We start from the raw sequence: 25,809 nt of genomic DNA, 5'->3' as shown, positions 1-25,809 counted from the left end.
GGGGTCAGCCGGTCTTTTCCACCACCAAGAGGTGAGAGAGTCCAAGCGCCCGCAGCGGGGTCTTTTCCAGAGCATAAGTGAGACTGCGCAGAACCTGCGCCAGACGCGGGTAACGGTGGGCGATGTTGTCGTAGCCGGGGAATATCTGGGTGTGCACTACGATGCGGCAGGGCAAGCCGTCTAACAGACGATGCAGTTCGCGCGCGGTGTATGCCCGGACGTGAGGGACCAGGCGTCGGCGTAGTGCATTGGGAAGATAGCCGATGAGAGGTATGTTGCCGAAATGGTAACGCCCACCCCAATACGCACCGTGCGTCTCGAAAGGGTAAAGGCGGTTGGGCACGAAAATCACGGCACGTCCACCAACCCGGAGCACTCGACAGGCTTCACTCATGGCCTGACGGTCATCGTTCACGTGTTCTAACACCTCGTGGAGCAAGACCGTGTCAAAGAAGCCATCGTCAAACGGGAGTTTCTCGGCTGGGGCGCAGGCGATGTTGGGCAATGTCTGGCTGGCTTCGGCGACGCGATCGGCGTCCACATCCACACCATAGACTTCCTCGCTGAAGCGGCGCAGTTTGCGCACATAGGTTCCCAGACCACAACCTACATCTAAGATACGCGCTCCATCGAGCCGGGCATAGCGAGCGATCAAAGCCAGGCGTCGGTCTTGTCCAAAGCGCCAGACGTAACTGGGATGACCGAGTTGGATAGCCTTGGCATCTTCATCCATAGCGAAATAATGTTAACCGAAGGAGTGGGAAGTGCCAAAAAGATGCTGCCACTCAAACAAGGTGGTTTGCCAGGCAGGTTTTGCGCAGTTAGAATAGATACCGGAAACTTAACCGCGTGGAGGAGGGCAGTCTCTCGATGGAAAAGGTCATTATCATGGGTTCAGGGCCAGCGGGCTACACCGCTGCTATCTATGCCTGCCGGGCGGGACTCAGCCCGCTGATTATATCCGGCAACGTTCTGGGTGGGCAGGCCGGACTCACAGCAGAAGTAGAGAATTATCCCGGGTTTCCGGAGGCCATCTCCGGTTTCGAATTGATGGAGCGCATGAAACAGCAAGCCGAGCGTCTGGGAACCCGCGTAGTAATCGATGAAGTAACTGCCGCAGACTTATCCAGCCGCCCCTTCAAACTTACCACTCACGGCAGCAATTATGAGACCGAAGCGCTGATTATCGCCACCGGTGTTGCCCCGCGCAAGTTGGGGGTGCCAGGCGAAAAAGAGTACACAGGCCGAGGGGTCTCATACTGCGCCACCTGTGATGGTTTCTTCTACAAGGGTAAGACGGTAGCCGTCGTCGGAGGTGGCGACGCTGCAGTGGAGGAGGCGTTGTATTTGAGCCGTTTGGCAGACAAGGTCTATGTTATTCATCGTCGCAACCGCCTGCGCGCCCAACAAATAGCCCAGGATCGAGCCAGGCGCCGAGAGAATATCAGTTTCATCTGGAATAGTGTGGTCCGTGCCATCCTCGGCGCGGAGACCGTCAATGCGGTGCTTCTGAACAACATGGAGAGCGGCGAGGAATCCACACTGCCGGTGGATGGGGTCTTCATTTACATCGGCAGCGACCCCAATACAAGACTGTTCGTCGGGCAACTGGAACTGGACGCCAACGGCTATATTGTCACTGACCGGCGCTGCCACACCAGTGTCCCGGGGGTCTTCGCCGCTGGAGATGTGCAGGAATTAGTGTTGAAACAGATCGCCACCGCGGTTGGTACGGGCGCTATTGCGGCGATGGAAGCCGACAAGTTCCTGGCGGAATTGGAAGACCGAGCCTATCCTCCGCGCCAGTGATGACTGCTACTAATGGACTGTGTCCAGGCCCTGCTGCCCAGACCATTTGGCCTAATTCCTGCACGATGAGGAGTGCAAGGCAATCTTACAAATCAGCGGGCATATCGGTGGAAGACATCTCTGACCACTGAGTCTGGCTTTGGCCCACCAGCCCTGCTCCCACAGCCAAGTCGAGCATCTCCATGGTAATTCTCTGCTGCCGAGCCATATGATAGGCCAGCGTGAGTTCATCAATCAAGCGATGACTATTCTGGCTGGCACCTTCCATCAATTGAAAGCGAGCCGATTGTTCCGCGGCGGCTGATTCCAGAAGCACGCGGAAAAAGGCGATCAACACTAATTGCTCTGTGATCTGTTGATACAGACTGTAGGGGTCTGTGTCTATAATAGGCGGGGGCCAGGGCGGTCTCCTTACAGCACGGTGGGGCCAGACCAGAGGCAGAAGTTCCAGTACCCGCGATTCGTAACGCGCTGGACCGAGATAGTGATTGTAGGCAACCGCAACTGCCTCCAGTTCCCCTCTATTGAAACGCGGTAACGTCTTGGCCACCAATTCAGCAGCCAGGCAGATGGAGGGCACGCCTGTCACAGGCAACCTGGCTTCCCAGACAGGAAATAAGTTGCGGCGACGGAATTCGCGCCTGGCCCTCTCTCCTAAGACCATGAGTTCGCCCTCAATTCCCATGGCTCGCCACCGAGCCAACTCCGCCTCCGCGACAGCGACAACGGAAGTCGTGAATAAACCACACAGTCCCCGTTCACTGCCAATGACCAACAGGCCTCGACGTGCGACAGTTGCCTTAGTTGGCTGACCGTGCAAGCGAGTCCCGGACAAGCGGGGCAATATCAGGTACAATATATCGGTCAGTTGTTCCTGATAGGCTCGCACCGCATTCAGTCTGGCAAGTGCCACCCGCCAGCCACCAAGGGCAATGGTGCGGAGGGCGCTCAAGATAGGCGTGATGCTACGGATATTGCGCAGCCGGGCTTCAACCTGCTCGATATCTTCCATGGATCAGAGATTAGAATTTCTCGAAGCGTTCAATAGGCCAGACAAAGACCACTGCTCCACCAACGGTGATTTCAGAATGGCGGGGTGGAGCCAGAGGGCTCGTCGTGGTACTTTCATTCAACTGCTCGGAGGCCTCAGCAGCCGTAGTCTCGCGGAGAGCGACACAGGCATGACAGTTTTCGCGAATGATCTGCAATACCGAGTCCACAGCCTCGTCTTCCACACCAATGAAAAGTGTGTCGCTGGCCTGATGCAAGAGGCCCCCCCGACTCTCGGAATAGGTAACAGCATAACCAGCGGTAACCAGTGCATCGAGCAACTGTCTGGCCTCTGCCCGCTGTACCACAGCCATTATCATCTTCATGACCCTAATGCCCTCTCTTTCCAATACGCATGGTAGGCTTCTAAGCCCTCTTCGAGGGCCTCTTTTATCTCCGCATCGAGTTCTTTAGTGCGTTCCAAAGGATAGTACACATGAGAGTACCCTCGCTCTATGAAGTCGGGTAACCCCTCCAGATAGGCTGGTACCTCGTCCACTGAGAGATCATCCAAATAACCGGAGGTAGCAGCATATAGTTGTATAACCTGTTCACCTACTGAGAGAGGTGCGTATTGGCGTTGCTTCAGCGCGGCCTGCAGGCGTTGCCCACGAGCGATCTGGCGTCGCGTAGCGGCGTCTACTTCGGTGCCCAGCCGGGCGAAGTGGGCTACTTCTTCAAACTGGGATAGGTCCAGTCTCAAGTGAGCAGTAACGGCGCGCATAGCGTGCGTTTGTGCCGCACCACCAACGCGGGAGACTGAAAGTCCCTCGTGAACTGCCGGCTTAAAGCCGCGATTGAACCGGTCAGCATCCAAATAGATCTGACCATCCGAGATGGAAATCAGATTGGTGGGGATGTAAGCAGCAATATGGCCGCGGCGTGTTTCTACAATTGGGAGCGCGGTCAGAGAACCACCACCGTGTTCCTCGCTGAGTTTACAGGCGCGTTCCAATAACCGGGCGTGCAGATAGAAGATGTCTCCAGGGTAAGCCTCACGGCCTGGCGGCCTACGCAGCAGTAAACTCAGTTCACGATAGGAATCAGCATGCTTCGTCAAATCGTCGTATACAATGAGCGCGTCACGACCCTCGTACATAAAAAATTCCGCCATGCTGCAACCCGCGTACGGGGCTAAGTAGCGTAGTGCAGGTGGATCGTCGGGGTTAGCGACCACTACAATACTATGATCCATCGCTCCATATTGGCGGAGCACCTGTATTGCCGAATGCACCGATGACTTTTTCTGCGCAATAGCCACATATACGCATAGAACATCGCCTCGACGCTGGTTGATTATAGCATCTAGGGCGAGAGCAGTTTTGCCGGTCTGCCGATCTCCGATGATTAACTCCCTCTGGCCCCTACCGAGGGGCACCAGCGCATCCACGATCTTAATGCCCGTCTGTAAAGGCGTGTTCACAGGCTGGCGAGCAATGATGCCCGGCGCCTCCTTTTCTAAAGGTGACCATTCTGAAGGAGCAATGGGACCTCGGCCATCCAGCGGCTTGCCAAGGGGATCTACAACCCGTCCCAAGAATCCCCACCCCACAGGGACACGTAGGCGACGGCCGGTGTTGAGAACAATGTCCCCCCCTTGGATGCCCTGATCCGGCCCAAGCAGTATCACGTCCGTCTGAAGGCGGTTTAGATTGAGGACCATGCCCTGCACACCGGTAGGGAATACAACCACATCTTCAGTGCGAGCACTGAGTAACCCCGATAGAGTAGCCACGCCATTGCCCACGCGCAGCACCGTCCCAACCTCCAAGACCCGGGGGCGATACTCGTATGCGGCAGCCCCTGTTCGAATCAGATCTGCGATGCCCAATACATTGAGGGGGCTTCGTTTCGCTGCGTCAACTTCGGACACGAGTCAACCTTTCCTCCAATGTCGAGAGCACACGCTCCTTGAGTTGCTCCAATTGGCCAGCCAGACTTGTGTCAATGATAGTATCGCCCAGGCGAACGCGCAGTCCGGCGATGAGAGTTGGGTCATCGGTGATCTCCAGATCCACGTGCTGGTCAGCGAGGGCGGTCAGAGTGCGTGCCAGTTGTCCTTGCTGTTCCATGGTGAGTGGGCGAGCAGTGGAGACCTGGGCAGTCAGGTTCCGATCCCCTAGCGTCTGGCGGAACATCTGGATCTGTTCAGAATGCTGGCCCATTTGATAGACGTGCTCATTGAGTCGGGCAACCAAAGCATCGTGCACCTCAGGCGGTGTTACGGGCCCCAACAACCGCCCACTCACGTACAACACGGTGTTTACAATCTCCTCGGCGTATTGGCCGAGGGCGTGATCGCGCTCCCGCTGAGCCTCCGCACGTGCCTCCGCCAGAATCTCCTCTGCTTCTTGCCGGGCTGCCTCCAGGATAGCCTGTGCTTCCTCGGAGGCAGTGGCTCGAACTTTCGAAAGCAAGATCTCTGTCTCCTCCTCCACTTGGGCCAAACGCGCTTCCAGTTCCTGACGTAACGCTTCTGCCTCCTCGTGCTCCTTCTGCGCTCGCTCGATCATCTCCTGTACCTGTCGGCGACGGTGTTCCACTGCTTGCAAGCCTGGTCGGAATAGGAACCGGTACAGCAGCGCTATCAGGATCAGGAAATTGATGACTTGGAAAATCAACGTAGCCCAATCAAGTTCCAGCATCGGTGCTCCTATGAGCCAAGAACGCGGCCAACCAATGGGTTGGCGAAGAGCAGGATCAGGCAGATCAACAGCACATAAATGGCCACTGACTCCAGGAGCGCTATGGAGACAAACAAAGTGGCACGAATGCTATCTGCTGCTTCGGGTTGTCGGGCGATCCCATCCAAGGCTTTGACGACCGCCCAACCTTCCATCAATGAGGGCACGATAGTGCCGATACTGATGGCAAGGGCAGTGACGATAATAGTGACCAGAGTGATTAGCAGTCCGGAGTCCATGCTACATACCTTCCCTTTCTAGTTAGTGTGGCTTGTTTCGTTTGTTGTGCTATCCCGGTGAGTGGGAGCCGTTGCAACTTCCACTGCAGCGCCAATGTAAACGGTGGCCAGTGTGGTGAAAATATAGGATTGCAATACGCCGGTGATCATAGTGAAAACCTGTAAGGGCAACGGTACAATGAGTGGAGCCAGCATGGCCACAACGGCCACTATTAACTCACCGCTGAGGACATTGCCGAAAAGGCGTAGACTCAGCGAGAGGGTACGGCTCACTTGGCTAATGAGTTCCAAAGGCAGCATGAAGACGGGAGAGGCAAGTTTTTTCACGTAACCACACACCCCGTGGGTGCGAAATCCGTAGTAGTAGACGGCGCAGAAGATGGTGAGGGCCAGAGCCAAAGGAGTGTTTATGTCACGGGTGGGTGCAACGATGGGAAATATGGTGCCTCCAGGAAGCGGGATGGAGGGTATGATGCCGATCAGGTTGGCAGTGGCGATGAAGATGGCCAGCGTGCCCAGCAATGGCAGGTAGGAAGCAGCCGGCCTGCCCATCATCCCGGTAATTAGATCAAGCAAGAGGTCCACAACGACCTCTAATAGAAATGGCCGGCGGCGACCAAGTAGAAAAGCCAGGCCGCTCAGCATGACCATGATTATCCAAGTGGTCACCACTGTGTCACGCACAGGGATGCCTCCGAACAACGGGATAGTGAAAACCACGCGCGTGAAAACGGGCTCCATCATTCTCCTCTCGTTCTATGTACCCCTGCGAGATCTCGAGAACTCTGCCCAACCAATCATAGCCAGTCGCCCCAAGGTCCAGCCACAAGCAGCGACCAACATCGGGATGATCCCTTTGGAAAGCGCCCAGCCCAGCAGCGCCGCAGTCATTGCCAATCTCAACAACATAGCCCCGACAACCCATACGGCGGCAGACCGTGGCTGATTGGGTCGCAAGTTGGTGATTTGCCAATGCAGAGACAGGGTGCTGATCGCCCCAATGAACAAACCTGCCCCTAGCCAGACTATCCGAGTCATAATCGCCGCTTTGTTTCCTCTACCTCTTCTTCATCCAAGCCCGAAGGCGTTCTATCGGCATCCGCCTCGCGCTGCATGATGTTATAAAGGTTATAGAAGCCAATGAAAACGCCCAAGGCCATCAATCCCAGAGTCATGGTCATGCCTGTATGCAGCCGGTGATCCAGCCAGTAACCAAGTAGCGTGCCACCGAAGATGGGAAGGGCCAACACCCATCCTAACGTGGTGGCGTAAGCCAGGGCGCGCCACGCCTGGCGCGCGTGGTGTTCCTTGCGATCCGGCAGTTTATGTTTCACCCGTGCTGCGTGAGGGTTGGGTAGAGACGCCCTCTGTGAGCGGGCCGGGAGTTAGCACCGTCACTCGACCACGCTCAACCCGTAAAATGCCAGGTTGAAGCCATATCGACCGCTCATTTCCATCCTCGGCCCGATAGCGTAGCGGCCCAGCCATTGTTTCTCCAATCAGTGGGGCATGTCGGGGGTAAATGCTGATGCCCCCGTTGATCAACTCGGCATGGACCCAACTGGTGGAGACTTCCAACAGAATGCCCTCTGGTGTACGCACGATCAGTTGCCACGACTCAGCCAACCGGCACTTCCTCCTGAGCGCGCGCTTTCTCTACAGCCTCATCAATAGTTCCCACCATATAAAAAGCCTGCTCGGGCAAGTCATCGTATTGACCATCGAGAATTTCGCGGAAGCCACGCAAGGTCTCCCGCAAATGAACGAACCGCCCAGGCAAACCCGTGAAGGATTCCGCAGCAAAAAGGGGTTGGGTGAGGAAGCGCTGTATGCGTCGGGCACGCCGTACGACCCGCCGGTCCTCTTCGTTCAGTTCATCGATCCCCAATATAGCGACGATATCTTGCAGTTCCCGATACCGGGCCAGGACCGCCCGAACCCTTTCTGCGATGCGATAGTGCTCCTGGCCTACTCCATCTGGTGAAAGCAGTCTACTATTGGAGTCCAGCGGCTCAATAGCGGGGTATAACCCCTGACTGGCCAGGCGACGTGACAGGACTGTGACTGCATCCAGATGAGCGAAGGTGGCTACAACCGCGGGGTCGGTGATGTCATCGGCGGGCACATAGACTGCCTGCACAGAAGTGATGCTGCCGCGGCTGGTAGTAGCAATGCGCTCCTGAAGGGCGCCCATCTCGCTGCTCATGGTCGGCTGGTAGCCGACCGCGCTGGGCACCCGTCCCAAAAGCGCCGACACCTCTGCTCCAGCCTGGACGTAGCGGAAAATATTGTCTATGAACAGCAGGACTTCTTGCCCTCTGCGATCGCGAAAGTACTCTGCCATAGTCAACGCAGTTAATGCAGTGCGCAATCGGGCACCAGGTGGCTCGTTCATCTGCCCGAAAACCAGTATGGTATTATCCAGCACACCACTATCGCGCATCTCCAGCCACAACTCGTTGCCCTCCCGACTCCTTTCGCCCACGCCGGCGAAAAGGGCTATGCCCCTGTGTTCTTTGATGGTGCGCCGGATAAGTTCGATGATCAGCAGCGTCTTGCCTACGCCTGCGCCCCCAAACAGTCCGATTTTGCCCCCCCGAGGATACGGGCACAATAGATCAACGGCTTTGATGCCGGTAATGAAAGGTCGATTCAGAACCAGTTGCTCCTGCAAGGGAGGTGAAGAAACATGGATAGGACGCCTCTCAACTCCTTCCAGCGGTGGCCCTCCATCAATGGGTTGTCCTAGCACATTGAAAATGCGACCTAAGGTCTTCGGTCCTACTGGGACACTGATAGGCTCACCCGTATCGTAGACCGGGAGCCCCCGGCGCAGTCCCGCCGTGTTGCCCAGGCTAATCCCACGCACGGTGTGCGTGCTTATGTGTTCTTGAACTTCTACAATAAGAGGCGGACCATCGTTGTTCGGGATCTCCAGAGCATTCAGAATCCCAGGCAGGTCTCCAGATGGGAAATCCACATCCACAACGACTCCGGCCACCCGGGCTATGTGCCCTTGTCGCATCTCGTATCACTCTCCGTCTACTGAAACAGAAAAAGGCCTCTACGTGCCCATCCGACACCGCAGAAGTCGTATGCTACTACCGGTACTGATATTATGGGGAATTACAAAAATTATAACCGAAGCCCTCCTATTTGCCAAAGCGCGAAAAACAGGTAAAATTAGCCCGCTTTCACAACCGAAGAGGGTAGCGGTGTGACACCACTACTTCTCGCGGCAATTGTGGGCATTACACTACACTATGGAGACAGAAAGGGAAAAATGAGCATTCGCAAAGATATGTCAATTGGTGAGGTAGTGAGCAAATATCCCCAGACCATCCCCGTATTCCTCAGCCACGGTCTGGGTTGCTTCGGTTGCGCTATTGCCCGCTATGAGAACATAGAGCAAGGCGCGCTGGCTCATGGCATTGACGTGGACGCACTCCTGCGCGATCTGAACGCTGCTGTCGGCGAAGCGGAAGCAAAGCCCACCAGGCGATGAGAGCAGAGTTTTCTGGCCTTCCTCGTTGAGTGTTCTTTCCTAAGGTGGGGGATTGCCAGTGCCATATCTCAAAATAAGCGACGAGCGGATCTTCTACACTTATCATCGCAGTGAACGAGGACGCGCCCCTGCCTTGGTACTCATCCATGGCGCAGGAGGCAGTCATCTCCTGTGGGGTCACGCCATCCGCAGCCTGCAAGGGGCCAATGTGTACGCCTTGGACCTGCCTGGTCATGGGCGCTCCGACGGCCGAGGTCGTTGGTCCATCGGCGATTACGCTGAATTCATCGCCCGCTTCTTGGACGCCGCCACACTGGAACGAGCAGTAATCGCAGGGCATTCGATGGGCGGCGCTATCGCCCTCCAATGTGGCCTCCGCAACCCAACTCGTCTGCAAGGCCTGGCTCTGGTGGGAACAGGGGCGCGGCTCCGAGTGAACCCCGCTATCCTGGATGGTCTGCGACAGAACTTCGCCGCGGCAGTAGATCTCATCATTCAATACTCTTTCGCCCCTAGCGCGGACCCATCTCTCATCGCTGCGGCCCGCAAACAGATGCTTGCCACATCGCCTGCAGTTCTCTATGATGACTTTGCCGCCTGCGACGCCTTCGATGTGATGACGGAGTTGGGTCACATTCACTGCCCAACTCAGGTCATTTGTGGCTCCAGCGACATGCTGACGCCCCTCAAGTATTCGGAATACTTACGCGATCACATTGCTGGCGCACAGCTGAGCGTGATTGAAAGCGCCGGTCATATGGTCATGTTAGAACGTCCAAAGGCTGTCGCTGACGCGGTTGCTGCCTTGCTCGACCGCCTTTGAATCCTTCTGAGGATAGGCCAACGCCACCTCGGGCTCATGGGAACAAGCAGATCTACTGAAAGGTTGCCGGCGATCTTAGGAGAGCCCGAGGTTTGACAAAGCCATTTCCACCGTTATACTTAGCGCTGCGAAATAATGTGGGAACGGGAGGTCCTGTTGCAAGATTCGGGATTGCCACCAGAAGTCGAGCAAAACCTCGAACAACTCATCCTGCGCGCAGCGTGGTTAGAACGGCGACACTTCGCGCGTACACTCAGTCTCTATGGCCTCACTGCACCCCAGTTCCATACACTAAATGTCATCCGCGCCATCGGTGGTCGCTGCGCGATGAGCGAACTGGCCGAATATACCATGCAAGTGTTGCCTTCTCTCACAGGCATCGTGGGCAGGCTGGAGCAGGCAGGATTAGTAACCCGCGAAAGATCAACGGCCGATCGCCGTGTTGTCTTGGTCATGCTGACCAAACATGGCGAAGCGGTAGTAGATGAAGTGCGTCAAACGCGACGCAAACAGTTAATACGCACATTGTCGCGTCTCAAACCCGAGGAAGAGAAACAATTCATATCCCTTATGACGAAATATCTGGAAGCCCTACAAGGCGAATTAGAAAGAGAAGAGCAGAGCGAGGAACGGAGAAAGGTAGCAGGGGTATAGCATGAGCAGCAAGGTCTATTTCGCCGACATGCGCACGGGCTCTAAGCGCAATCTCGCCGGGAAAGTAGTCCGTCTCTTCCGATCTGCTGGCTTCAGCGATTTGATAGCCCCGGGGGACCTCGTGGCGCTCAAGTTGCATATTGGCCAGCCCGGCAACCTAGCCTTTATTCCCCCGCCACTGGTTCGGCAGGTAGTAGATTTGGTATACGAGCGTGGCGGCAAGCCATTCCTCACCGACTGCAACACTTTATATTCTGGCCCTCGCTCTAATGCCATCGAGCACACCGTCGCCGCTATCGAGCACGGATTCTCCTACGCCACAGTCAAAGCGCCCTTTATCGTCGCCGATGGGCTGACCGGGCGCGAGGCAGTGGTGGTTTCCATCGATGGTGTTCGCCTGCGTGAAGCGAGGATAGGGGCAGCCATTGCCCGCGCCGATGCGATGATAGTTCTGTCCCATTTCAAAGGCCACGAAGTGAGCGGTTTTGGCGGGGCGATCAAGAATCTGGGGATGGGTTGTGCGAGCCGCGCCGGCAAGCAGATCCAACATTCATCCATTAAACCCAAGGTGGAGCCCACGAAATGCAAAGGTGACCAACTGTGCATTCGCGCCTGCCCCGTACAGGCTATCACCCTTCGATCAGACCGGAAAGCCTACATTGACGAGACCATTTGCATTGGCTGTGCAGAGTGCACTATTCTTTGCCCTCATGAGGCTATTAGTATCCAGTGGAGCGAGGGCGACAAGAACAGCATGCAAGAACGCATGGCCGAATATGCCTTGGGTGCAGTGCAAGGAAAAGCCGGCAAGGTGGGATTTTTCAACTTCCTGATGCACGTGGGACCCCTCTGTGATTGCTACGGATTCAATGATGCCGCCATTGTCCCTGACCTGGGCATCCTGGCCAGCAAGGATCCGGTGGCCATTGATCAGGCTTCTGTGGATCTGGTCAATGCCGCGCCGGGGATCACTTCCTCGCGCTTGGGAAAAAACGCCAACTCAAATGACAAATTTGGCGTGCTCTGGCCGGACCATGACTGGCGAGTCCAGTTGGCTCATGGAGAACGCATCGGGCTGGGCAGTCGGCAGTACGAACTCATTCCGGTGGAAAAGTGACTCGCCTGAAGTTAAGCCCTGACGATCTAAATAGGCGTCGTCAAAAGGCATTGCGAATTCACGAGTTGCTAATCGAGGAGTACGGCCCGCGCAAACAGAAGCATCGTCAACTTGACCCACTAAGTGAGTTGGTGTACACCATTCTCTCCCAGAACACCGCCGACGTGAACACAGAGCGGACGGTCCGCCAGTTGCGGGAGCGCTTTCCTACCTGGGAGGCCGTCCGTGATGCGCCTGCGGAAGAGGTTATAGACGCCATTCGTCTGGGCGGCCTGGCGGAGCAGAAAGGTCCCCGCATCCAAGCCATCTTACGGCAGATCACCGAGGAACGGGGAGAACTTAACTTGGACTTTTTAGCCGGCATGAGTGTAGACGACGCGCGCGCCTGGCTTGTGCGTTTGGTGGGCGTGGGACCAAAGACGGCGGCTATTGTGCTGTTGTTTTCCCTCGACAAGCCCGCCTTCCCCGTGGACACCCACGTGCATCGGCTGAGCCAACGGTTGGGACTCGTCCCACCTAAGACTGGAGCGGGCAAGACCGGGCTGTTACTCGAGCAGATGATGCCACCGGAAACCTATTACCCCTTTCACGTCAATCTCATCGCCCATGGGCGACGCGTCTGCAAAGCCCGGCGCCCTCGCTGTGAAATCTGCAGGCTTGCGGATCTGTGCGATCATTTCTGCGGCGTGGTTCGGCAAGCGATGGAGAGTGTGATTGGCACGGGACAAGCACCGAAATAGTGGGAATCGCACTCCGGGCGGGTCACCTACTACAGTTGAGGGGGCGCAGATTCGTGAGTCTGCGCCCCCTCTGCGCGGCTTGCTATTGAACGCGCATCATTGGCACTTGAGCGAAGTCGTCGGGTGTGAGTTTATCCATGTTCGGCTCTTGTGATGGCGAGTACTTGCTCAGGAGCGTCGCCTGGTCAGGGGTGTAGTTCACTGGCAATGCCAGGTCTATGATGCGCGTGTGATTGGTATCGGCAGGGCCGCCGCCGAAACGCCATTGGGCAGCCATTGGCTCCACATCGCGGAGGCGCCACACCCCTGGCGCGGGATAGCCTTCTTGCCCGCAGACCGCTGCCAGATAGCCCCAGGTGGTCGGGTCGCCGCCACCGAGAGCAGCCAATGGCACGCGAACGGTGGCTTTCTTGAGCACCGGGTCCACCACGATTTTCATGTCTGCACTTATCTGCAGGGGATTACCATCCGCACCTACCTTGAAGACTCCGGGCGTCCAACCTTCTGCCCAGATGGCATAATCCCAAGCGTCCTCTGATGCCACAGCAGCGTTACGCCCAGGCAAAAGCAACCGCCGACCCGAACCGGGCTGATGGTCCACATCTATGTACACATCGAAGGCCTGTACAGAGAGACCATTGCCAGATCCCCAGACGTTCTGGATGGGGCCATACATTACAAAAGTGAACACGGCATTGCCCTTCTCATCGTAGCCTGCTGTGAACTGTGCCAGGTCAAACACTTGTGGCTTGAACACACTGTCGGTGGGATAAGTGTAAGTTCCGGGGCCATTGTCATCGCCCGCTGGGTCATCTATGACAAGCACCGGTGTGATAGCACTGATGTCAGGCACAATGACCATGGCTGGGCCCCCGGAAGGTGCTGTGTCTATGTCGGTGTTAGCACGACTGACCACGACGTAAATGGGCACCTTATCCCCCGCCTCCAACTCGCCCAGGACATCGTAGGGCACGGCGAGTTCGAGCACTTCGCCCCGGACAGCGAAGGTGTCGAGGGGCTGTCCGCGGCCCCATTGCCCACCCGACGGGCGGGATACGGTGCAAGTCACCTGACCAGCGGAGAAGTTCACTGCCACCTCCACCGCCGCGCCGAAACCTAACACCGTCCTTGGCTCCGCCCCACCGTAGCGAGAGAAACTGCTGACCTGCTTGGTGCGGGGCACGCCGAAGTAGGCAGAAACACTGAGATCTTCGGCGAAACTAGCCCATGGGCTCCGCCCGTCCACCCGTAAGTAAATATTCTTTTTGTCGAACCCGTAATAAAGGGACTTGATTATGTCGTCCGCACGGGCCATTGCCCCGCCCGATTCGTCGTAATAGCCAGCGTCTGCCCATTCCACATCATCGGCTACGCCATCTATCGTCGGCGTGAACATACCTGCGATAGCCCGTGCGGGCGGTGGAGATTGGGCAGGCATGATAGGCACGTAGAGAAAATCGGGGATGGGTTCGCCAATCGCAGCGTAGACGTCCATCAGTGTCTGGCGGAACTGGATGTCGAAAGAGCCCTCATCGGCGACGGTCTGGTCTGCACCATACCACCAGAACCAATCCGAGCCCTCCGCAGCATACATGGCTTCCAACGCTTTATTGAGTGCTTCCGGCGATAATTTGTTTTGGACATGGATCAGCCGATTGCGGACGCGCAGTAAGTATTCCCAGGCCGTGTTCTCTTCGTCCTCGCCGATCCATGTGGAATAGTCTGGCGTGAACCAACAACCAGCCCAAAGGGTCTCGATTGCGCGCTGGTCGGGGAATTTTGCCAGATACTCAGACGGCGTGATGGTCACGATGTCCGTGGCCTCGGAGAGCAGGCGGTACATCTCATGGAGGAACTTCTTGCCATCGTTCTTATAGTATTCCCAGGCATTTTCTCCGTCGAGTAGAACAGTGAGCAAGTGGGGGCCAGTTGCGCCCTCCTGCTTCAGGCGGTTCTTCGCTGCCCGTAGCCGAGCCATAAAGTCTTTGGCAGCGACAGCACCGTCCATGCCAGAGTAGCGGAAGCCAATCATATCGGAGATGGTCAAATCGCGGAAGACCATGCCCACCGGACGACCATCGCCCTCTCGCACGTAGTAAGGGCGATAGAGTTGGTCAGCCTGCTGCACCACGTCGTTTGCATCGCGGGTGAAGCTTTCGAGACCAATGGACTTGGCGAGTACCTGCTCACCTGAGGCCATCCAGACAATCCCGGCATCGGACACGATCTTGACGATTTGCTGGGCCACTGCTCCCTCGGCAGGCCACATGCCCCGCGGGTCACGCCCGAAGATCTGCCGGTAGCGCTCTACCCCTTTCTGCACCTGGGCTATAGCATCGTTGGGAAAAGAAAAGCGGGTGGGCAATGAGGCATCAGGCATACCAATCTTGGCTAAGTTGGTGTCGTAAAGGAGGGGCAAAATGGGATGCGTATAAGGCGTCATAGTTACCTCGATCTGACCCGCATCCTGCAACTGCTTGTGAATGGGAATCACCATAGCCATGACGCGGCGCACCTCATTGAAGAGAATGGTCTTATCCTCTTCAGAGAAATTCTCTCCTTTGTCCACCAGATTCTTGAGCGGCTCGGTGGCCAGAAAGTCTGGGTCGAACCAGGCCAGATTGAACCAAACTTGCAAGTCACGGAAATCCTGTTCACTATAGCGCTCGATAGCGGCCGCCAGATCGGCGTCCGAGTCCACACTGCCCCGTTTGGCCATCAGAGCCTTATAACGCGGAAACCGACCTATCACGTTAGTGGGGTTGGCATCGAAGAAGCGGCGCAGGATGTAGCCCTTCTCCTCGATAGTCAACTCGGACGCGGGTTTCTCCGCCAACACCCAGTAGTAGTCCTTAGCGCCCTGTTCCACGAAATCCTGCAGTTGCTTGAGCAGACTAGGGGTCAGGTTGAACGTGGCTTTGATCTTGGGGTAACTTTGAAGCATAGCACACATATCATAGTAGTCTTTGGTAGCGTGAGCGCGTACCCAAGGCTTGGCATAGACACCGGTCTGCGGGTCCTTGTAATACAAAGGCTGGTGCTGGTGCCAGATGATAGCCAAGTATAGCGGTTCCTCGGACACTGCAGTGGCTGTAGGCTCAACCGGGATGGCGGTAGGAGTTGGCGGTGCTGGCGTGGGTGTCGGCCCGCAACCTGCAACCAGAGCCAAGAGGATGAGCAACAGGAGCATATCCCTCGAGGATTTCATATTCTTCCTCCTTGTGCGAATTTACCGTACACTCAAAACTCTTATTTATGTCATGTGGCTGGGCACTTAAATGCCCGAACGACCGATTTTTCCGTAGACGTCAGTACTCACCCTCAGGGTTAACGAACACGAAATGCGGCTTATAGGGTTCCATAGTCAGCCGGACATCCTGGAGTTCCACACCCGTCCAACGTGATCTGCCCTCCTCGGCCAGGTCTTCGCCCGCTAAAGCATCGTACAGACGATAATTCATCTCATTTCGCAAGCCCATCTCAGTTACAGGCAATGACAAATGAAAAGTCTTCTTGTGAGGCGAGAAGTTGACCAGCCCGACGAAGGCTTGTTCTTCGAATCGGCGGATGATCGCGAAAACATTGGGATCATCGCACCCAACCCGATTATACAGCACTTCCCCGTAGCGCAGGATCGGGTGTTTATGCCATAGCGCAAAGAGGCGCTGGTAGTAGCCCTCCAACCCCACATCCTCGCCCGACCAGACCATGGGCACAAACCCCGTCATCAGGATCAAAGCGGCCTCGGCACAGCGGACAAGCGAACCGCGCAGTGCCAGAGCGAGGGGCGTCGTATCTCTTGTATCATGGGTCTCAGTGAAAGTGACGCGCACCGCACCAGCGGGTAAACTGGCCCGATGGTCACACAGCCACTCGCCCAATTCCCAAGGCGTCAGTTTGCCAATGGCCAGATAGTGCATTGCATGATGGGGCAGGTAGTCGTAGCAGAAATCGTGGGATTTCACATATACCGGACCGTAGAGTTCGCAAAGCAATACCTTGTCTGACCCCAGTCTCTTGAGTTCCACCTGTAAGCGTTCTAATAAGCGCAGAACACCCAGGCTGGTGTAACTGGCGTGGTATGGGATGCGACGGTCCCAGTTCGGTTCCTTGTCATGGGGTGCATCCACCCGCCAGCCATCTGCATTGAATTTCACCGTTTGTCTGATAGCCCAGTCCAACATGTAGTTCTGGAAATCGGGGTTGGCCCAATCGAAGGACCAGGTGTCGGACCAATCGTGGGACCAGCGCAATTCGCCTCGCTCATCGCGGGCCATCCATTCTGGGTGCTCCTGGACGTAACGGGCGTCATGGGCACAGCCCTGGGTCACAAGATCAAAGAGAACGCGCATCCCCAGCGAATGGGCAGTATCTACCATTAGTTTCAGATCCGCCTCAGTGCCCAGCGTCGGCTCAATGACCTCGAAGTCGCGCATGGCGTAGACGCTACCTGAGGCTTTCCAATTGAGGTCCCACATCCTGCCGCTGAGATTGTTGTAGGACCAGAAGGGAAGTAGATATAGGGTGTTAAAACCCAGGCTTTTGAGACGCGGGAGTTCGGCAGCCAGACCTAAGAACCCGCCGAATTGGGAGGGATGCACCTCATAAATGACCGCATCACGGACCCAAGACGGAGGTTCACCGTAGAGGGGTGGCAATGTGCCCATACGCGGATATAGCGCTTGACGCGCCGCCAATGCCTCCTTCCACGTCCCGCGATGCAACAAAATGTACTGGCTCCCGCCAGAGACCGACTCTCCCGGAGCAAGCCAGTCGGCCAGGCCGATCTTGTGTATCAAGGTCAGTGCACCGTCAGAGCCATCGATGAGCGGCCAGGCCGGTTCGACCTCGCTGTAGTACCAGGTCATAAGCGTGGCTTGTGCTCTCGGGTTGTGAATGGCAAGGATGCCGGGGCCCGAATCGGGTGCCCCTTCAAAGAGACGCTCCCAGCGCACACCGGGGCTGAATTCACAAGGTGCGGCGCTATCGGCACGGTGCACGCGCGCAGCCACGCGGAAAGGCACTCGCGGGCGCACAGTGTTTCCCGGCGCCTCGAACAGACATTGCTCAGGATCACCAACGCACGCCCCTGGCACGTTGAGCCAGACCGCAGTAAGCCGTACCTCTTGCTGGCCGGTGTTCTCCACAGCAATCCGCCGCTCGACCAGCAGGCCATCCACGACGTACGTGTCCCGCACCAACAGGTCATCCAATCGTAAAGTGAGAGTGAAATGGACCGCTTCACCCTCCACAGTTGCCTCGTGACAAACGCAGTGGGTTTTGTTCAATTGGTATGTATCCTCTAGGGTAAGTTCCACCGAGGGACTGGAGGTGGTGTGACCGATCCAGTTCTCTTTCACATCGGCAGGGTGCAATTGAATCAAGGCACCAGTCGCCTTATCCCACCCCAATACCAGTTTGTCGGTGAGTAGGGCAACACTGTGTTTGTCTTCGATGACTTTGAAATCCATCTTGCTCGGTCCCCCATTAGAATTCTCTCTGTAGCGCATAATACTACTCAATTGGACGCTCGCCAAATGGCGCACGCGGCATCACACACAAGCGAGTGTGCATATTCGAGCGCTTTCGAGTATACTCAAGGCGTTTCATCCACAATTACCACACTATCCAAACACGGGAGGCTTAATATGCTGGACGCGATGTTATCACCCGATCAGCGGGCGCTACGCGACGAGGTCCGTGCCTTCGTGCGAGAGGATATTCCCCGCCAACTCATCTTGGATATGGATGCCGAGCAGGTGCGCTATCCACGCCAGTTCTTGGAGCGCGCCGCTGCTCGAAAATTGTTAGGGCTGCGCTTCCCGCAGCAGTACGGCGGTCGAGGGTTAGCCTGGACCGATGAGATGGTGGCTTTAGAGGAAGTGGGAGTGCTGGGTGCAGCACTGGCCTGCCTCTACTCGCTGCCCAGCATCGTTGGCGAAGCGTTGCACGTCTTCGGCACTGAGGCTCAAAAAGAGAGATATCTGCGCCCCACTCTGGAGGGCCGTCTGACCTGTGCAGAGGCCCTCACTGAACCGCGGGGCGGATCTGATTTCTTCGGCAGTACCACCATGGCCCGGCGAGAAGGCGATCATTACATCTTGCATGGCCAGAAACGGTTCGTGGTAGGGGCGGAGGGCGCCGATTACTTCCTGGTATATGCCCGCACTAGGCCCGAAGGGCCCGGACATGAGTCATTAAGCGCTTTCATTGTGGAGCGCGGTGAGGGTGTGGACGTGGAGCACGTCTACGGGCTAATGGGCACTCGGGGCGGGGGCACGGGGCGCATCTATTTCCGCGGGGCCCGCGTACCAGCCGAGAATCTGGTGGGGCGTGAGAATGGCGGAGCGGACGTCTTCTGGCGGATGATGATCCCCGAGCGTATGACCAGCGCGGCAGGGGCGATTGGCTTGGGTCGGGCGGCTTTAGAGATAGCAGCCCGCTACAGCAACCGACGCAAAGCCTTTGACCAACAAATCCGGCGTTTTCAGGCAGTGAGTTTTAAGGTGGCGGAAGGTGTAACTTTGCTGGACGCAGCGCGAGGACTGGTCTATGCCGCGGCCCGGTCAGTGGATGCAGGCGATGAACCTGGCCGGATACGGCGGCTGGTCTCGGAAGCCAAGAAGTTCGCCACCGAGGCCGCCTGGCAAGCGGTGAATCATGCCATGCAGATCATGGGCGGTATAGGCTACACAAATGTATACCCCATCGAGAGAATGCTACGGGACGCGCGATTGATGTTGATCTGGACAGGTACGAACGAGATCATGGATCTCTTGATCCAGCACGAGTATTACCGAGAACTATTGGAAAAGCCCACCGATACTCGTGATGTAGAGGCAGATGCTAACGAGGCAGGGGCAACAGATGAGAAAGTGTACGAATGAATCATTTGGTCGAATGTGCCCCATAGCGCCGCCGCGGTGCATGCCTATCCCATTGTGGTGAAACGAAATAGTTCCCCCATCCTGATGAACGAACGCCCTGATGATGTCCACTCATCAGGGCGTTTACCCCGCTTCTCTGGCGTCAAATTTCCCAAACACACCCAACTTGTTGAAACCTGGCTATGCGATAGGGCCTGATTTGACATCTGGTAGAAAGTGTTATATAATTAGGTATGCCAACATATTTATTTAAGGCAAACCTAATATCAATTGGAGAATGTCTATAGTCTCGGAGAGCATCCAAGAGTATCTGGAGGCCATCTACAAACTAACAGGTGAGATGGAACAGCCCGTCGCACTTTCTACCCTTGCCCAGCAGTTACAAATTTCCCCCGTCTCAGTCAATGAGATGGTCAGGAAACTGGTCGAGCAAGGGCTGGCCCTTTACGTGCCTTACAAGGGTGTGTCGTTGACTACCGAGGGGCGGGCCCAGGCACTGCGGGTGATCCGCCGTCATCGCCTGTGGGAACGATTCCTCACCGATGTGCTGGGGCTACCTTGGCATCAGGTACACGCTGAGGCGTGCAGGCTGGAGCATGCCACCTCGCCCCTGCTGGAGGAGAGAATAGCCCAGTATTTAGACCAACCACGGACTTGTCCCCACGGCAACCCGATCCCCACCGTCGCGGGGGAAATGACCACGGAAGCGGGGCGACCACTGGCTGAATTAGAACCCGGGCAAGAGGGAGTCGTATTGTACGTGGCGGACGAGGATCCCGAGTTACTGCATTATTTGGATAGCCTCGGGCTTCGACCCCAGGCTGCGGTTTTGGTCGAGGCAGTGGCTCCTTTTCGGGGGCCCCTGACAGTGCAGATTGGCAGGGCCCATCATGTGCTGGGGCGTGAAGCAGCCTCATTGGTCATGGTGCGGCTCTTGTAGCGGTTCCCGCATCACCCATTTTGTCGTCGTAGGAGGGGAATGTGATAAACAATGAGTGCTTACCGTTAAGCGACTTAGCCACCGGGCACATAGGAGTAGTAGTACAATTGACCGGAGGGCGGGGATTCGTTTGTCGTCTGGCTGCTCTGGGCTTCACCCCTGGAGTCCAGGTAACCATGGTGCAGAACTTAGGCCACGGTCCCGTCATCGTAATGGTGCGAGACACCAGGGTGGCTCTGGGACGCGGTGAGGCGAATAAAGTCCTAGTAAGGCCGCAAGGAGACAGCAAGGATGGAGCAACAGGTTGAGGGACGTACCATCACCGTCGCTCTGGCTGGTCAGCCGAACGTTGGGAAATCCACGGTCTTCAACTTGCTGACCGGCCTCAGCCAATATGTTGGCAACTGGCCCGGCAAAACCATCGAGCAAAAAGTCGGCACCTACCACTACAATGGCACGACCGTGCGGGTTGTGGACCTGCCGGGTACCTATAGTCTGACTGCCAATTCCGTCGAAGAACGCATTGCCCGAGATTACATCATCAAGGAAAAACCCGACGTAGTAGTGGCGATCGTGGATGCAGCCGCCCTGGAGCGCAACTTGTACCTTGTAGCTGAACTAATGGGCCTATCCACTCCGGTAGTGCTGGGCTTGAATATGATGGATGTGGCCGAGCAGCAGGGCATGCAGATTGAGCCCCATGTGTTGGAAGCAGCCTTAGGTTTGCCAATTGTACCCATGGTGGCCTCTAAGAACCAGGGTGTGCACGAACTAGTGCAAGCGATAGATCGCTTGGCCCGGGGTGCCACGACCTACACCCCCAGCCGCCCAGAGATCCGAGAGGATCACAAAGCGGTGTTGGCCGAACTGCAGCGATTGATCGCGGACAGGGTGCCAGAACCATACCCCGCGGATTGGGTAGCCCTCAAACTCCTGGAAGGCGATGAAGAGATCACCAGTATGATGCAGGAGCGGCTAGGTGACCGTTGGGAAAATGTACACGCCGTCCTGAGACAGCACGAGGATGCCGTTTTGGCCGTGGCAGGTGGCCGCTATGAGTGGATCGGGCGTATGGTGCGCGCCGCTGTAACCCGTCCGCGAATGGGCCAGATCACCCTGACGGATCGGCTGGACCGTCTGGTCACCCACCCGATTTGGGGACTGGGCTTTCTCCTGGGGATTCTGGGGGGCGTTTTCTGGCTGACCTACACCGTAGGTGCGCCCTTGCAGAGGCTGCTGGACACCTACTTGATACAGGCTGGGGCTGAGTGGGTACAGTCCACCTTGAGTAGTGCGCCGGATTGGTTGGTGGGTCTCTTGGCCGACGGAGTGATCGGCGGGGCAGGGATGGTGATCACCTTCCTGCCCATTCTGGTCATTTTCTTTGCGGCTCTGGGGTTGCTGGAAGACATAGGATACATGGCCCGGGCAGCCTACGTCATGGATCGCTTCATGCACCTGATGGGGTTACACGGCAAGTCATTTCTGCCCCTCTTCCTGGGCTTTGGCTGCAATGTGCCGGCAGTGATGGGGACACGTATCATTGACTCACCCCGGGCACGATTGTTGACCATTTTAGTGGCTCCCCTTGTACCCTGCACGGCCCGCATGGCCGTGGTGGCCGTGCTGGCCCCGCTCTTCTTTGGCCGTAACGCAGCGTTAGTTTCCTGGGGCCTGGTAGGGCTCAGCCTGCTGGTGTTAGCGATCGTAGGTGTTGCGCTCCATGAATTTGTGCTGGGAGGCGAGCACGTGGCCTTCATCATGGAGTTGCCGCTTTATCACCTGCCCAACGCCCGTACCATTGGACTCTCTGTGTGGCAACGGACTTTGTCTTTCCTGAAGAAAGCGGGCAGTATTATTTTGGTAGTCTCCATATTGATTTGGGCTCTTTCGACCCTGCCCGGTGGGGAGATCGAAACCAGTTACCTGGCGACCATCGGCCAGCTTTTGGCCCCGTTGGGCGCACTAATGGGGTTGAAGTGGCAGATGATAGTGGCTCTCCTGACCAGTTTCGTGGCCAAAGAGAACACCATTGCCACTCTGAGCGTCCTCTATGGTGCCGGCAGTGAGGAAGCGGGTCTGGGCCAGGCTCTCAGTGGAGCGCTAACGCCCGCAGCAGCGTTGGCCTTCCTGGCTGTGCAGGTTCTGTTCATCCCTTGTGTGGCGACCGTAGCTACCATCCGCCAGGAGACCGATTCGTGGCGCTGGACCATTTTCAGCATTGCGATGCTGCTGGTGATTTCTTTCGCTGTAGGTATAGCCATTTATCAAGCGGCGAGATTAGTAGGCTGGGGGGTGTGAGGTGTTACAGAGGTTATTGAGCCTATTAGTTCGTGGGGGTACACATACCCAGGGCGAGTTGGTTCGAGAATTAGGCATCAGCGAAGAATTATTGGAGCAGATGTTAGAAGATTTGACCCGCGCCGGTTATCTCGCACCCTTGGGTGGCAATTGCCCTAATCAATGCTCAGGTTGTCCCCTGGCCGATACCTGCTTTGTGGGTTCCTCAGGCCGTATTTGGACGTTGACAGGCAAAGGAGTGCGGGCAGCAAAGCCGAATAGCCAAGATGTCAGCAAGTCACAGTAGTACCAGGCTCCAACTATCCATAGAGTCCAAGAGTTCCCCGAAATACCGCCTCCTGTTCGCCTTCCTGCTCATGGGTTTCAGTTTCAGCGTAACCCAGACGCTCATGGCCCGACAACTCATGGTCAGTTTTTCCGGTAATGAACTTTCCATTGGGCTTGTACTGGGAAGTTGGCTGATCTTGGAGGCAGTGGGGAGCGGGGTGTTAGGCCGACTGGCCGAGAGAGTAAAGGCGGTAACCCTCTCCTACGCTGCTTTGCAAATCATACTCTCCCTCCTCCTCCCCCTTTCTCTCTATACGGCTTTCGCCTTGCGCACCCTCACCGGTGTTCTCCCTGGTGAAGGAATAGGACTTGCGTCCACGGCTGCTTATGCCCTCTTAGTACTTCTGCCATTAGGTCTGGTGGATGGGGCTATGTTTGCCTTCGGCTGTCGAGCCTATGCCCGAGAGGTATCTGCCGTCGGCTGGGTCTACGCTTTGGAAGCCATTGGAGGAATCATCGGCGGCGTGGTCTTTACTTATCTTTTCATTCCTTACTTGCAGCCAATCCAAGTTGTATTGGTTCTGACCGCCATGAATTTGGCTTCGGCATTGACTCTGGTTGCCCCTCAGCGTTCTAAACTCATGATCGTTATCTCGGGGCTCTTTTTCATCAGTCTGTACCTACTCCTCCCTCCTCAAGCCGGCAATCTTCATCGCTGGCTCGTAGGCCAACAGTGGCGTGGGTACAATCTGGTCTATTATGGCAACTCCATCTACGGCAATGTGGCTGCTATCGAGCAGGAAGGGCAGTATACCTTCTTCGCGAATGGTGTTCCCATCATCACTGCTCCTGTCCCCGACATCACCTTTGTAGAGGAACTGGTCCATCTCCCTATGCTCTTCATTCCCCAGCCTCGCCGAGTCCTGGTGCTCAGTGGTGGGGTGGGCGGCCTCCTGACCGAGATCTTGAAGTACCCGGTGGAGCGTGTAGACTATGCTGAACTGGATCCCCTGCTCATCGAAGCGGTGGAGAGCCTCCCTACCCCCCTCACCACCGCCGAATTAACTGACCCTCGAGTCCACGTCCGGAATGTGGATGGCCGTCTACTAGCCAGACAAATGGCCACCGAGGGCACTCCAGCAGGTCAATATGATTTGGTAGTTATCAACCTTCCATATCCTTCTACCCTGCAGTTGAACAGGTTCTACAGTCGGGAATTCGATGCCCTGGTACGGGTTCTTTTGGCGGATGAGGGGGTGATGGTCATCACCTCGCCGAGCACGCTCACCCACATGAGCCCTGGCATGCGAGACCTAAACGCGAGTTTGTACCTCACCTTAGGGCAAATCTTTCCACACATTAGGCCCATTCCGGGAGATGTTTGCATCTGGCTGGCCTCGCCCACCTTAGCGGTGGAAGATATTCCGCAGGAAGTGCTGATTCAACGCTGGCGAGAGCGTGCCATCCCCAGTCGTATGATGAGCGATTTTCACATTGGCCTTAAATTGGATGAGCAGCGGTTAGCCAGGTTCCTGGACTCCTTGCAGAGAACCAAACGAGCGATAGCTAACGAAGACCTCCGTCCGGCCGGTCTTCTATACGGCCTGGCGTATTGGAGCGACCTCTTTTCTCCGCGTCTCAGCCGCTACTTTGAATCCTTAGGAACACTGGGACTGCTGCCTCTCGCTGCCATGCTCATTGCAGCGACTATCGCCCTGTGGATGGTTGGAAGGCTGTTCCCCCGGTTCAAGGAGACTGCCGTTCCCATCGCCATTGTCACTACAGGCTTTGGGGGCATGGCTTTTGACCTTTTGGTAATATTCGCCTTCCAGATCTTCTACGGATACGTGTATTATCAGATAGGGCTCTTGATCACCGCTTTTATGGCGGGACTGAGCGTGGGCGGTTTGGTGATGACACATCAAGTGAGACGGGTAGAGGTGGGGAAACGCACTCTGATTCGATTGGAGGAAGCATTGGCTGGATATTGGATTCTATTTCCAGCCATCCTGTTCTCAATATATGCCCAGGCCCATCGGCCACAAGTTGCTCCTCTGGTAGCACCTGTGCTTCTGATCCTAAACATCCTGAGCGGGTTTCTCGTGGGTCTGGAATTCCCTTTGGCAAACAAGATGTACTTCGGAGGAAGCCTCAGCCGAACAGCGGGGATTCTCTATGCTGCGGATCTCCTCGGTGCTTTTCTGGGGGCTTTGCTCGCCTCGGTTGTCCTGCTCCCAGCATTGGGCATTCTGCAGACCTGCGCGCTTATGGCTCTATTGAAACTGGGCAGTTTGACGCTGGTCTTCCACTGGGTCGATTCCACACGCCAAATCCACACGTCGTCGTTAACGAACACGAGTCGCAAATAGTCATCCACGTCCCAATCCCCGAACTGCAAAGCCTGGTCTGTGAAAATGTACGAGATTCGGTTGTCCCGTAAAAACTGGAGTTTCTCTGGATCTGGTGTGCTCGACCCGAAGAACCAGGCCGCAGTAGCCAACTTGCGCTGTAGGTTGATTGTGCTAGGGTTGTGGCCCACATAGACCTGATTCCCCGCGATCCCTGGTATCCAGTAGCCTATTTCGGGTGGCGCCAAGACAATTTGGCTCGAATCCGTGTGCTTCGCCAGCCAGTCAATGCCCTCCATCGTGCTCTTGTTCACGTAGTACGGCCAGGTCTTCGAGCGGAAGGCAAGTATGTCGCGCTTGAGCAACACCACGTTTGAAAGACATGAGAGCACGATCACCACTTCGACGATCACCCTGCGGAATTGCCAAGGGGAGCCGCGCGACA

Annotated in this window: 25 protein-coding genes; 12 read left to right on the top strand and 13 right to left on the bottom strand. The window is 56.3% G+C overall.

Annotation, left to right across the window (positions count from 1 at the left end; genetic code table 11):
• Nucleotides 1–4: 4 nt before the first annotated feature.
• Nucleotides 5–733, bottom strand: coding sequence for a methyltransferase domain-containing protein (locus H5T64_02160; protein MBC7263144.1), 729 nt, complete (start codon nt 731–733; stop codon nt 5–7).
• A gap of 137 nt (nt 734–870) precedes the next feature.
• Here H5T64_02160 and trxB point away from each other — a divergent pair, with 137 nt between their 5' ends.
• A complete protein-coding gene (trxB, locus tag H5T64_02155) occupies nt 871–1,809 on the top strand; it encodes a thioredoxin-disulfide reductase (GenBank protein ID MBC7263143.1) in 939 nt (312 codons plus the stop codon).
• Nucleotides 1,810–1,894: 85 nt separating this feature from the next.
• Here the strand turns inward: trxB and H5T64_02150 are convergent, their stop codons facing one another.
• Genes H5T64_02150 through H5T64_02105 form a run of 10 tightly spaced genes read right to left on the bottom strand, consistent with a single transcriptional unit; the run spans nt 1,895 to nt 8,807 of the window.
• Nucleotides 1,895–2,821 (bottom strand): F0F1 ATP synthase subunit gamma, encoded by a 927-nt coding sequence (locus tag H5T64_02150; GenBank protein ID MBC7263142.1) that lies wholly within the window; start codon nt 2,819–2,821, stop codon nt 1,895–1,897.
• A gap of 10 nt (nt 2,822–2,831) precedes the next feature.
• The gene (locus H5T64_02145) at nt 2,832–3,185 is read right to left on the bottom strand and encodes a cyclic-di-AMP receptor (protein ID MBC7263141.1); all 354 of its coding nucleotides are present in this window, start codon (nt 3,183–3,185) and stop codon (nt 2,832–2,834) included.
• Nucleotides 3,182–4,690: a F0F1 ATP synthase subunit alpha gene (locus H5T64_02140; protein ID MBC7263140.1), complete on the bottom strand. Its 1,509-nt coding sequence runs from the start codon at nt 4,688–4,690 to the stop codon at nt 3,182–3,184. Before H5T64_02140 ends, H5T64_02145 begins: the two co-directional genes overlap by 4 nt.
• A gap of 28 nt (nt 4,691–4,718) precedes the next feature.
• Nucleotides 4,719–5,504, bottom strand: coding sequence for a F0F1 ATP synthase subunit delta (locus H5T64_02135; GenBank protein MBC7263139.1), 786 nt, complete (start codon nt 5,502–5,504; stop codon nt 4,719–4,721).
• An 8-nt stretch (nt 5,505–5,512) separates the two neighbouring features.
• On the bottom strand, nt 5,513–5,782 hold the full coding sequence (atpE, locus tag H5T64_02130; GenBank protein ID MBC7263138.1) for an ATP synthase F0 subunit C: 270 nt from the start codon (nt 5,780–5,782) through the stop codon (nt 5,513–5,515).
• An 18-nt stretch (nt 5,783–5,800) separates the two neighbouring features.
• Entirely contained in the window at nt 5,801–6,526 is a 726-nt protein-coding gene (gene atpB, locus H5T64_02125) for a F0F1 ATP synthase subunit A (GenBank protein MBC7263137.1), read from the bottom strand.
• Between the two features lie 12 nt (nt 6,527–6,538).
• On the bottom strand, nt 6,539–6,820 hold the full coding sequence (locus H5T64_02120) for a hypothetical protein (GenBank protein ID MBC7263136.1): 282 nt from the start codon (nt 6,818–6,820) through the stop codon (nt 6,539–6,541).
• Nucleotides 6,817–7,116 carry an AtpZ/AtpI family protein gene (locus H5T64_02115; protein MBC7263135.1) on the bottom strand — a complete coding sequence of 100 codons (300 nt, stop codon included), beginning with the start codon at nt 7,114–7,116 and terminating at the stop codon, nt 6,817–6,819. The genes H5T64_02120 and H5T64_02115 overlap by 4 nt, the downstream gene beginning before the upstream one ends.
• Nucleotides 7,106–7,408, bottom strand: coding sequence for a hypothetical protein (locus tag H5T64_02110; protein ID MBC7263134.1), 303 nt, complete (start codon nt 7,406–7,408; stop codon nt 7,106–7,108). Before H5T64_02110 ends, H5T64_02115 begins: the two co-directional genes overlap by 11 nt.
• Complete coding sequence (locus tag H5T64_02105) at nt 7,401–8,807, bottom strand: F0F1 ATP synthase subunit beta (protein ID MBC7263133.1); 1,407 nt, start codon at nt 8,805–8,807, stop codon at nt 7,401–7,403. Before H5T64_02105 ends, H5T64_02110 begins: the two co-directional genes overlap by 8 nt.
• 258 nt (nt 8,808–9,065) lie before the next feature.
• Between H5T64_02105 and H5T64_02100 the strand changes: the two genes are divergently transcribed.
• The 5 genes from H5T64_02100 (at nt 9,066) to H5T64_02080 (ending at nt 12,621) form a co-directional block, all read left to right on the top strand.
• Nucleotides 9,066–9,287: a DUF1858 domain-containing protein gene (locus H5T64_02100; GenBank protein ID MBC7263132.1), complete on the top strand. Its 222-nt coding sequence runs from the start codon at nt 9,066–9,068 to the stop codon at nt 9,285–9,287.
• 58 nt (nt 9,288–9,345) lie between these two features.
• Nucleotides 9,346–10,110, top strand: coding sequence for an alpha/beta fold hydrolase (locus H5T64_02095; protein ID MBC7263131.1), 765 nt, complete (start codon nt 9,346–9,348; stop codon nt 10,108–10,110).
• A gap of 156 nt (nt 10,111–10,266) precedes the next feature.
• Nucleotides 10,267–10,764 carry a MarR family transcriptional regulator gene (locus tag H5T64_02090; GenBank protein MBC7263130.1) on the top strand — a complete coding sequence of 166 codons (498 nt, stop codon included), beginning with the start codon at nt 10,267–10,269 and terminating at the stop codon, nt 10,762–10,764.
• 1 nt (nt 10,765) lies between these two features.
• A complete protein-coding gene (locus tag H5T64_02085) occupies nt 10,766–11,881 on the top strand; it encodes a DUF362 domain-containing protein (protein MBC7263129.1) in 1,116 nt (371 codons plus the stop codon).
• 5 nt (nt 11,882–11,886) lie between these two features.
• The gene (locus tag H5T64_02080) at nt 11,887–12,621 is read left to right on the top strand and encodes an endonuclease III (protein MBC7263128.1); all 735 of its coding nucleotides are present in this window, start codon (nt 11,887–11,889) and stop codon (nt 12,619–12,621) included.
• Between the two features lie 82 nt (nt 12,622–12,703).
• On the opposite strand, the gene H5T64_02075 is transcribed toward H5T64_02080, so the two are convergent.
• Both H5T64_02075 and H5T64_02070 read right to left on the bottom strand, forming a co-directional pair.
• Nucleotides 12,704–15,829: a glycoside hydrolase gene (locus H5T64_02075; GenBank protein MBC7263127.1), complete on the bottom strand. Its 3,126-nt coding sequence runs from the start codon at nt 15,827–15,829 to the stop codon at nt 12,704–12,706.
• Between the two features lie 100 nt (nt 15,830–15,929).
• Nucleotides 15,930–18,092: a hypothetical protein gene (locus H5T64_02070; GenBank protein ID MBC7263126.1), complete on the bottom strand. Its 2,163-nt coding sequence runs from the start codon at nt 18,090–18,092 to the stop codon at nt 15,930–15,932.
• 177 nt (nt 18,093–18,269) lie between these two features.
• On the opposite strand from H5T64_02070, the gene H5T64_02065 reads away from it, so the two are divergent.
• The 6 genes from H5T64_02065 (at nt 18,270) to H5T64_02040 (ending at nt 25,385) form a co-directional block, all read left to right on the top strand.
• Nucleotides 18,270–19,508, top strand: a complete 1,239-nt coding sequence (locus H5T64_02065) for an acyl-CoA/acyl-ACP dehydrogenase (protein MBC7263125.1) — start codon at nt 18,270–18,272, stop codon at nt 19,506–19,508.
• Nucleotides 19,509–19,785: 277 nt separating this feature from the next.
• Nucleotides 19,786–20,448, top strand: a complete 663-nt coding sequence (locus H5T64_02060; GenBank protein MBC7263124.1) for a metal-dependent transcriptional regulator — start codon at nt 19,786–19,788, stop codon at nt 20,446–20,448.
• A gap of 44 nt (nt 20,449–20,492) precedes the next feature.
• Nucleotides 20,493–20,756, top strand: a complete 264-nt coding sequence (locus H5T64_02055) for a ferrous iron transport protein A (protein ID MBC7263123.1) — start codon at nt 20,493–20,495, stop codon at nt 20,754–20,756.
• Nucleotides 20,740–22,749 carry a ferrous iron transport protein B gene (feoB, locus tag H5T64_02050; protein ID MBC7263122.1) on the top strand — a complete coding sequence of 670 codons (2,010 nt, stop codon included), beginning with the start codon at nt 20,740–20,742 and terminating at the stop codon, nt 22,747–22,749. The genes H5T64_02055 and feoB overlap by 17 nt, the downstream gene beginning before the upstream one ends.
• Nucleotide 22,750: 1 nt before the next feature.
• On the top strand, nt 22,751–23,035 hold the full coding sequence (locus H5T64_02045) for a hypothetical protein (protein ID MBC7263121.1): 285 nt from the start codon (nt 22,751–22,753) through the stop codon (nt 23,033–23,035).
• The gene (locus tag H5T64_02040; GenBank protein ID MBC7263120.1) at nt 23,016–25,385 is read left to right on the top strand and encodes a hypothetical protein; all 2,370 of its coding nucleotides are present in this window, start codon (nt 23,016–23,018) and stop codon (nt 25,383–25,385) included. Before H5T64_02045 ends, H5T64_02040 begins: the two co-directional genes overlap by 20 nt.
• Nucleotides 25,386–25,809 lie beyond the last annotated feature (424 nt).

It is taken from the genome of Chloroflexota bacterium, from assembly GCA_014360825.1.
Classification (GTDB): domain Bacteria; phylum Chloroflexota; class Anaerolineae; order UBA2200; family JACIWT01; genus JACIWT01.
This window is presented reverse-complemented; position numbering and strand designations above follow the sequence as displayed.

Excerpts from the sequence above, each read along its gene's own strand:
- trxB (MBC7263143.1), top strand. The coding sequence starts at position 871 with ATGGAAAAGGTCATTATCATGGGTTCAGGGCCAGCGGGCTACACCGCT.
- H5T64_02085 (MBC7263129.1), top strand. The coding sequence starts at position 10,766 with ATGAGCAGCAAGGTCTATTTCGCCGACATGCGCACGGGCTCTAAGCGC.
- H5T64_02065 (MBC7263125.1), top strand. The coding sequence starts at position 18,270 with ATGCTGGACGCGATGTTATCACCCGATCAGCGGGCGCTACGCGACGAG.
- H5T64_02120 (MBC7263136.1), bottom strand. The coding sequence starts at position 6,820 with ATGACTCGGATAGTCTGGCTAGGGGCAGGTTTGTTCATTGGGGCGATC.
- H5T64_02105 (MBC7263133.1), bottom strand. The coding sequence starts at position 8,807 with ATGCGACAAGGGCACATAGCCCGGGTGGCCGGAGTCGTTGTGGATGTG.
- H5T64_02040 (MBC7263120.1), top strand. The coding sequence starts at position 23,016 with ATGTCAGCAAGTCACAGTAGTACCAGGCTCCAACTATCCATAGAGTCC.
- feoB (MBC7263122.1), top strand. The coding sequence starts at position 20,740 with ATGGAGCAACAGGTTGAGGGACGTACCATCACCGTCGCTCTGGCTGGT.
- H5T64_02070 (MBC7263126.1), bottom strand. The coding sequence starts at position 18,092 with ATGGATTTCAAAGTCATCGAAGACAAACACAGTGTTGCCCTACTCACC.
- H5T64_02100 (MBC7263132.1), top strand. The coding sequence starts at position 9,066 with ATGAGCATTCGCAAAGATATGTCAATTGGTGAGGTAGTGAGCAAATAT.
- H5T64_02135 (MBC7263139.1), bottom strand. The coding sequence starts at position 5,504 with ATGCTGGAACTTGATTGGGCTACGTTGATTTTCCAAGTCATCAATTTC.
- H5T64_02060 (MBC7263124.1), top strand. The coding sequence starts at position 19,786 with ATGTCTATAGTCTCGGAGAGCATCCAAGAGTATCTGGAGGCCATCTAC.
- atpE (MBC7263138.1), bottom strand. The coding sequence starts at position 5,782 with ATGGACTCCGGACTGCTAATCACTCTGGTCACTATTATCGTCACTGCC.
- H5T64_02075 (MBC7263127.1), bottom strand. The coding sequence starts at position 15,829 with ATGAAATCCTCGAGGGATATGCTCCTGTTGCTCATCCTCTTGGCTCTG.
- H5T64_02145 (MBC7263141.1), bottom strand. The coding sequence starts at position 3,185 with ATGAAGATGATAATGGCTGTGGTACAGCGGGCAGAGGCCAGACAGTTG.
- H5T64_02160 (MBC7263144.1), bottom strand. The coding sequence starts at position 733 with ATGGATGAAGATGCCAAGGCTATCCAACTCGGTCATCCCAGTTACGTC.
- atpB (MBC7263137.1), bottom strand. The coding sequence starts at position 6,526 with ATGATGGAGCCCGTTTTCACGCGCGTGGTTTTCACTATCCCGTTGTTC.
- H5T64_02150 (MBC7263142.1), bottom strand. The coding sequence starts at position 2,821 with ATGGAAGATATCGAGCAGGTTGAAGCCCGGCTGCGCAATATCCGTAGC.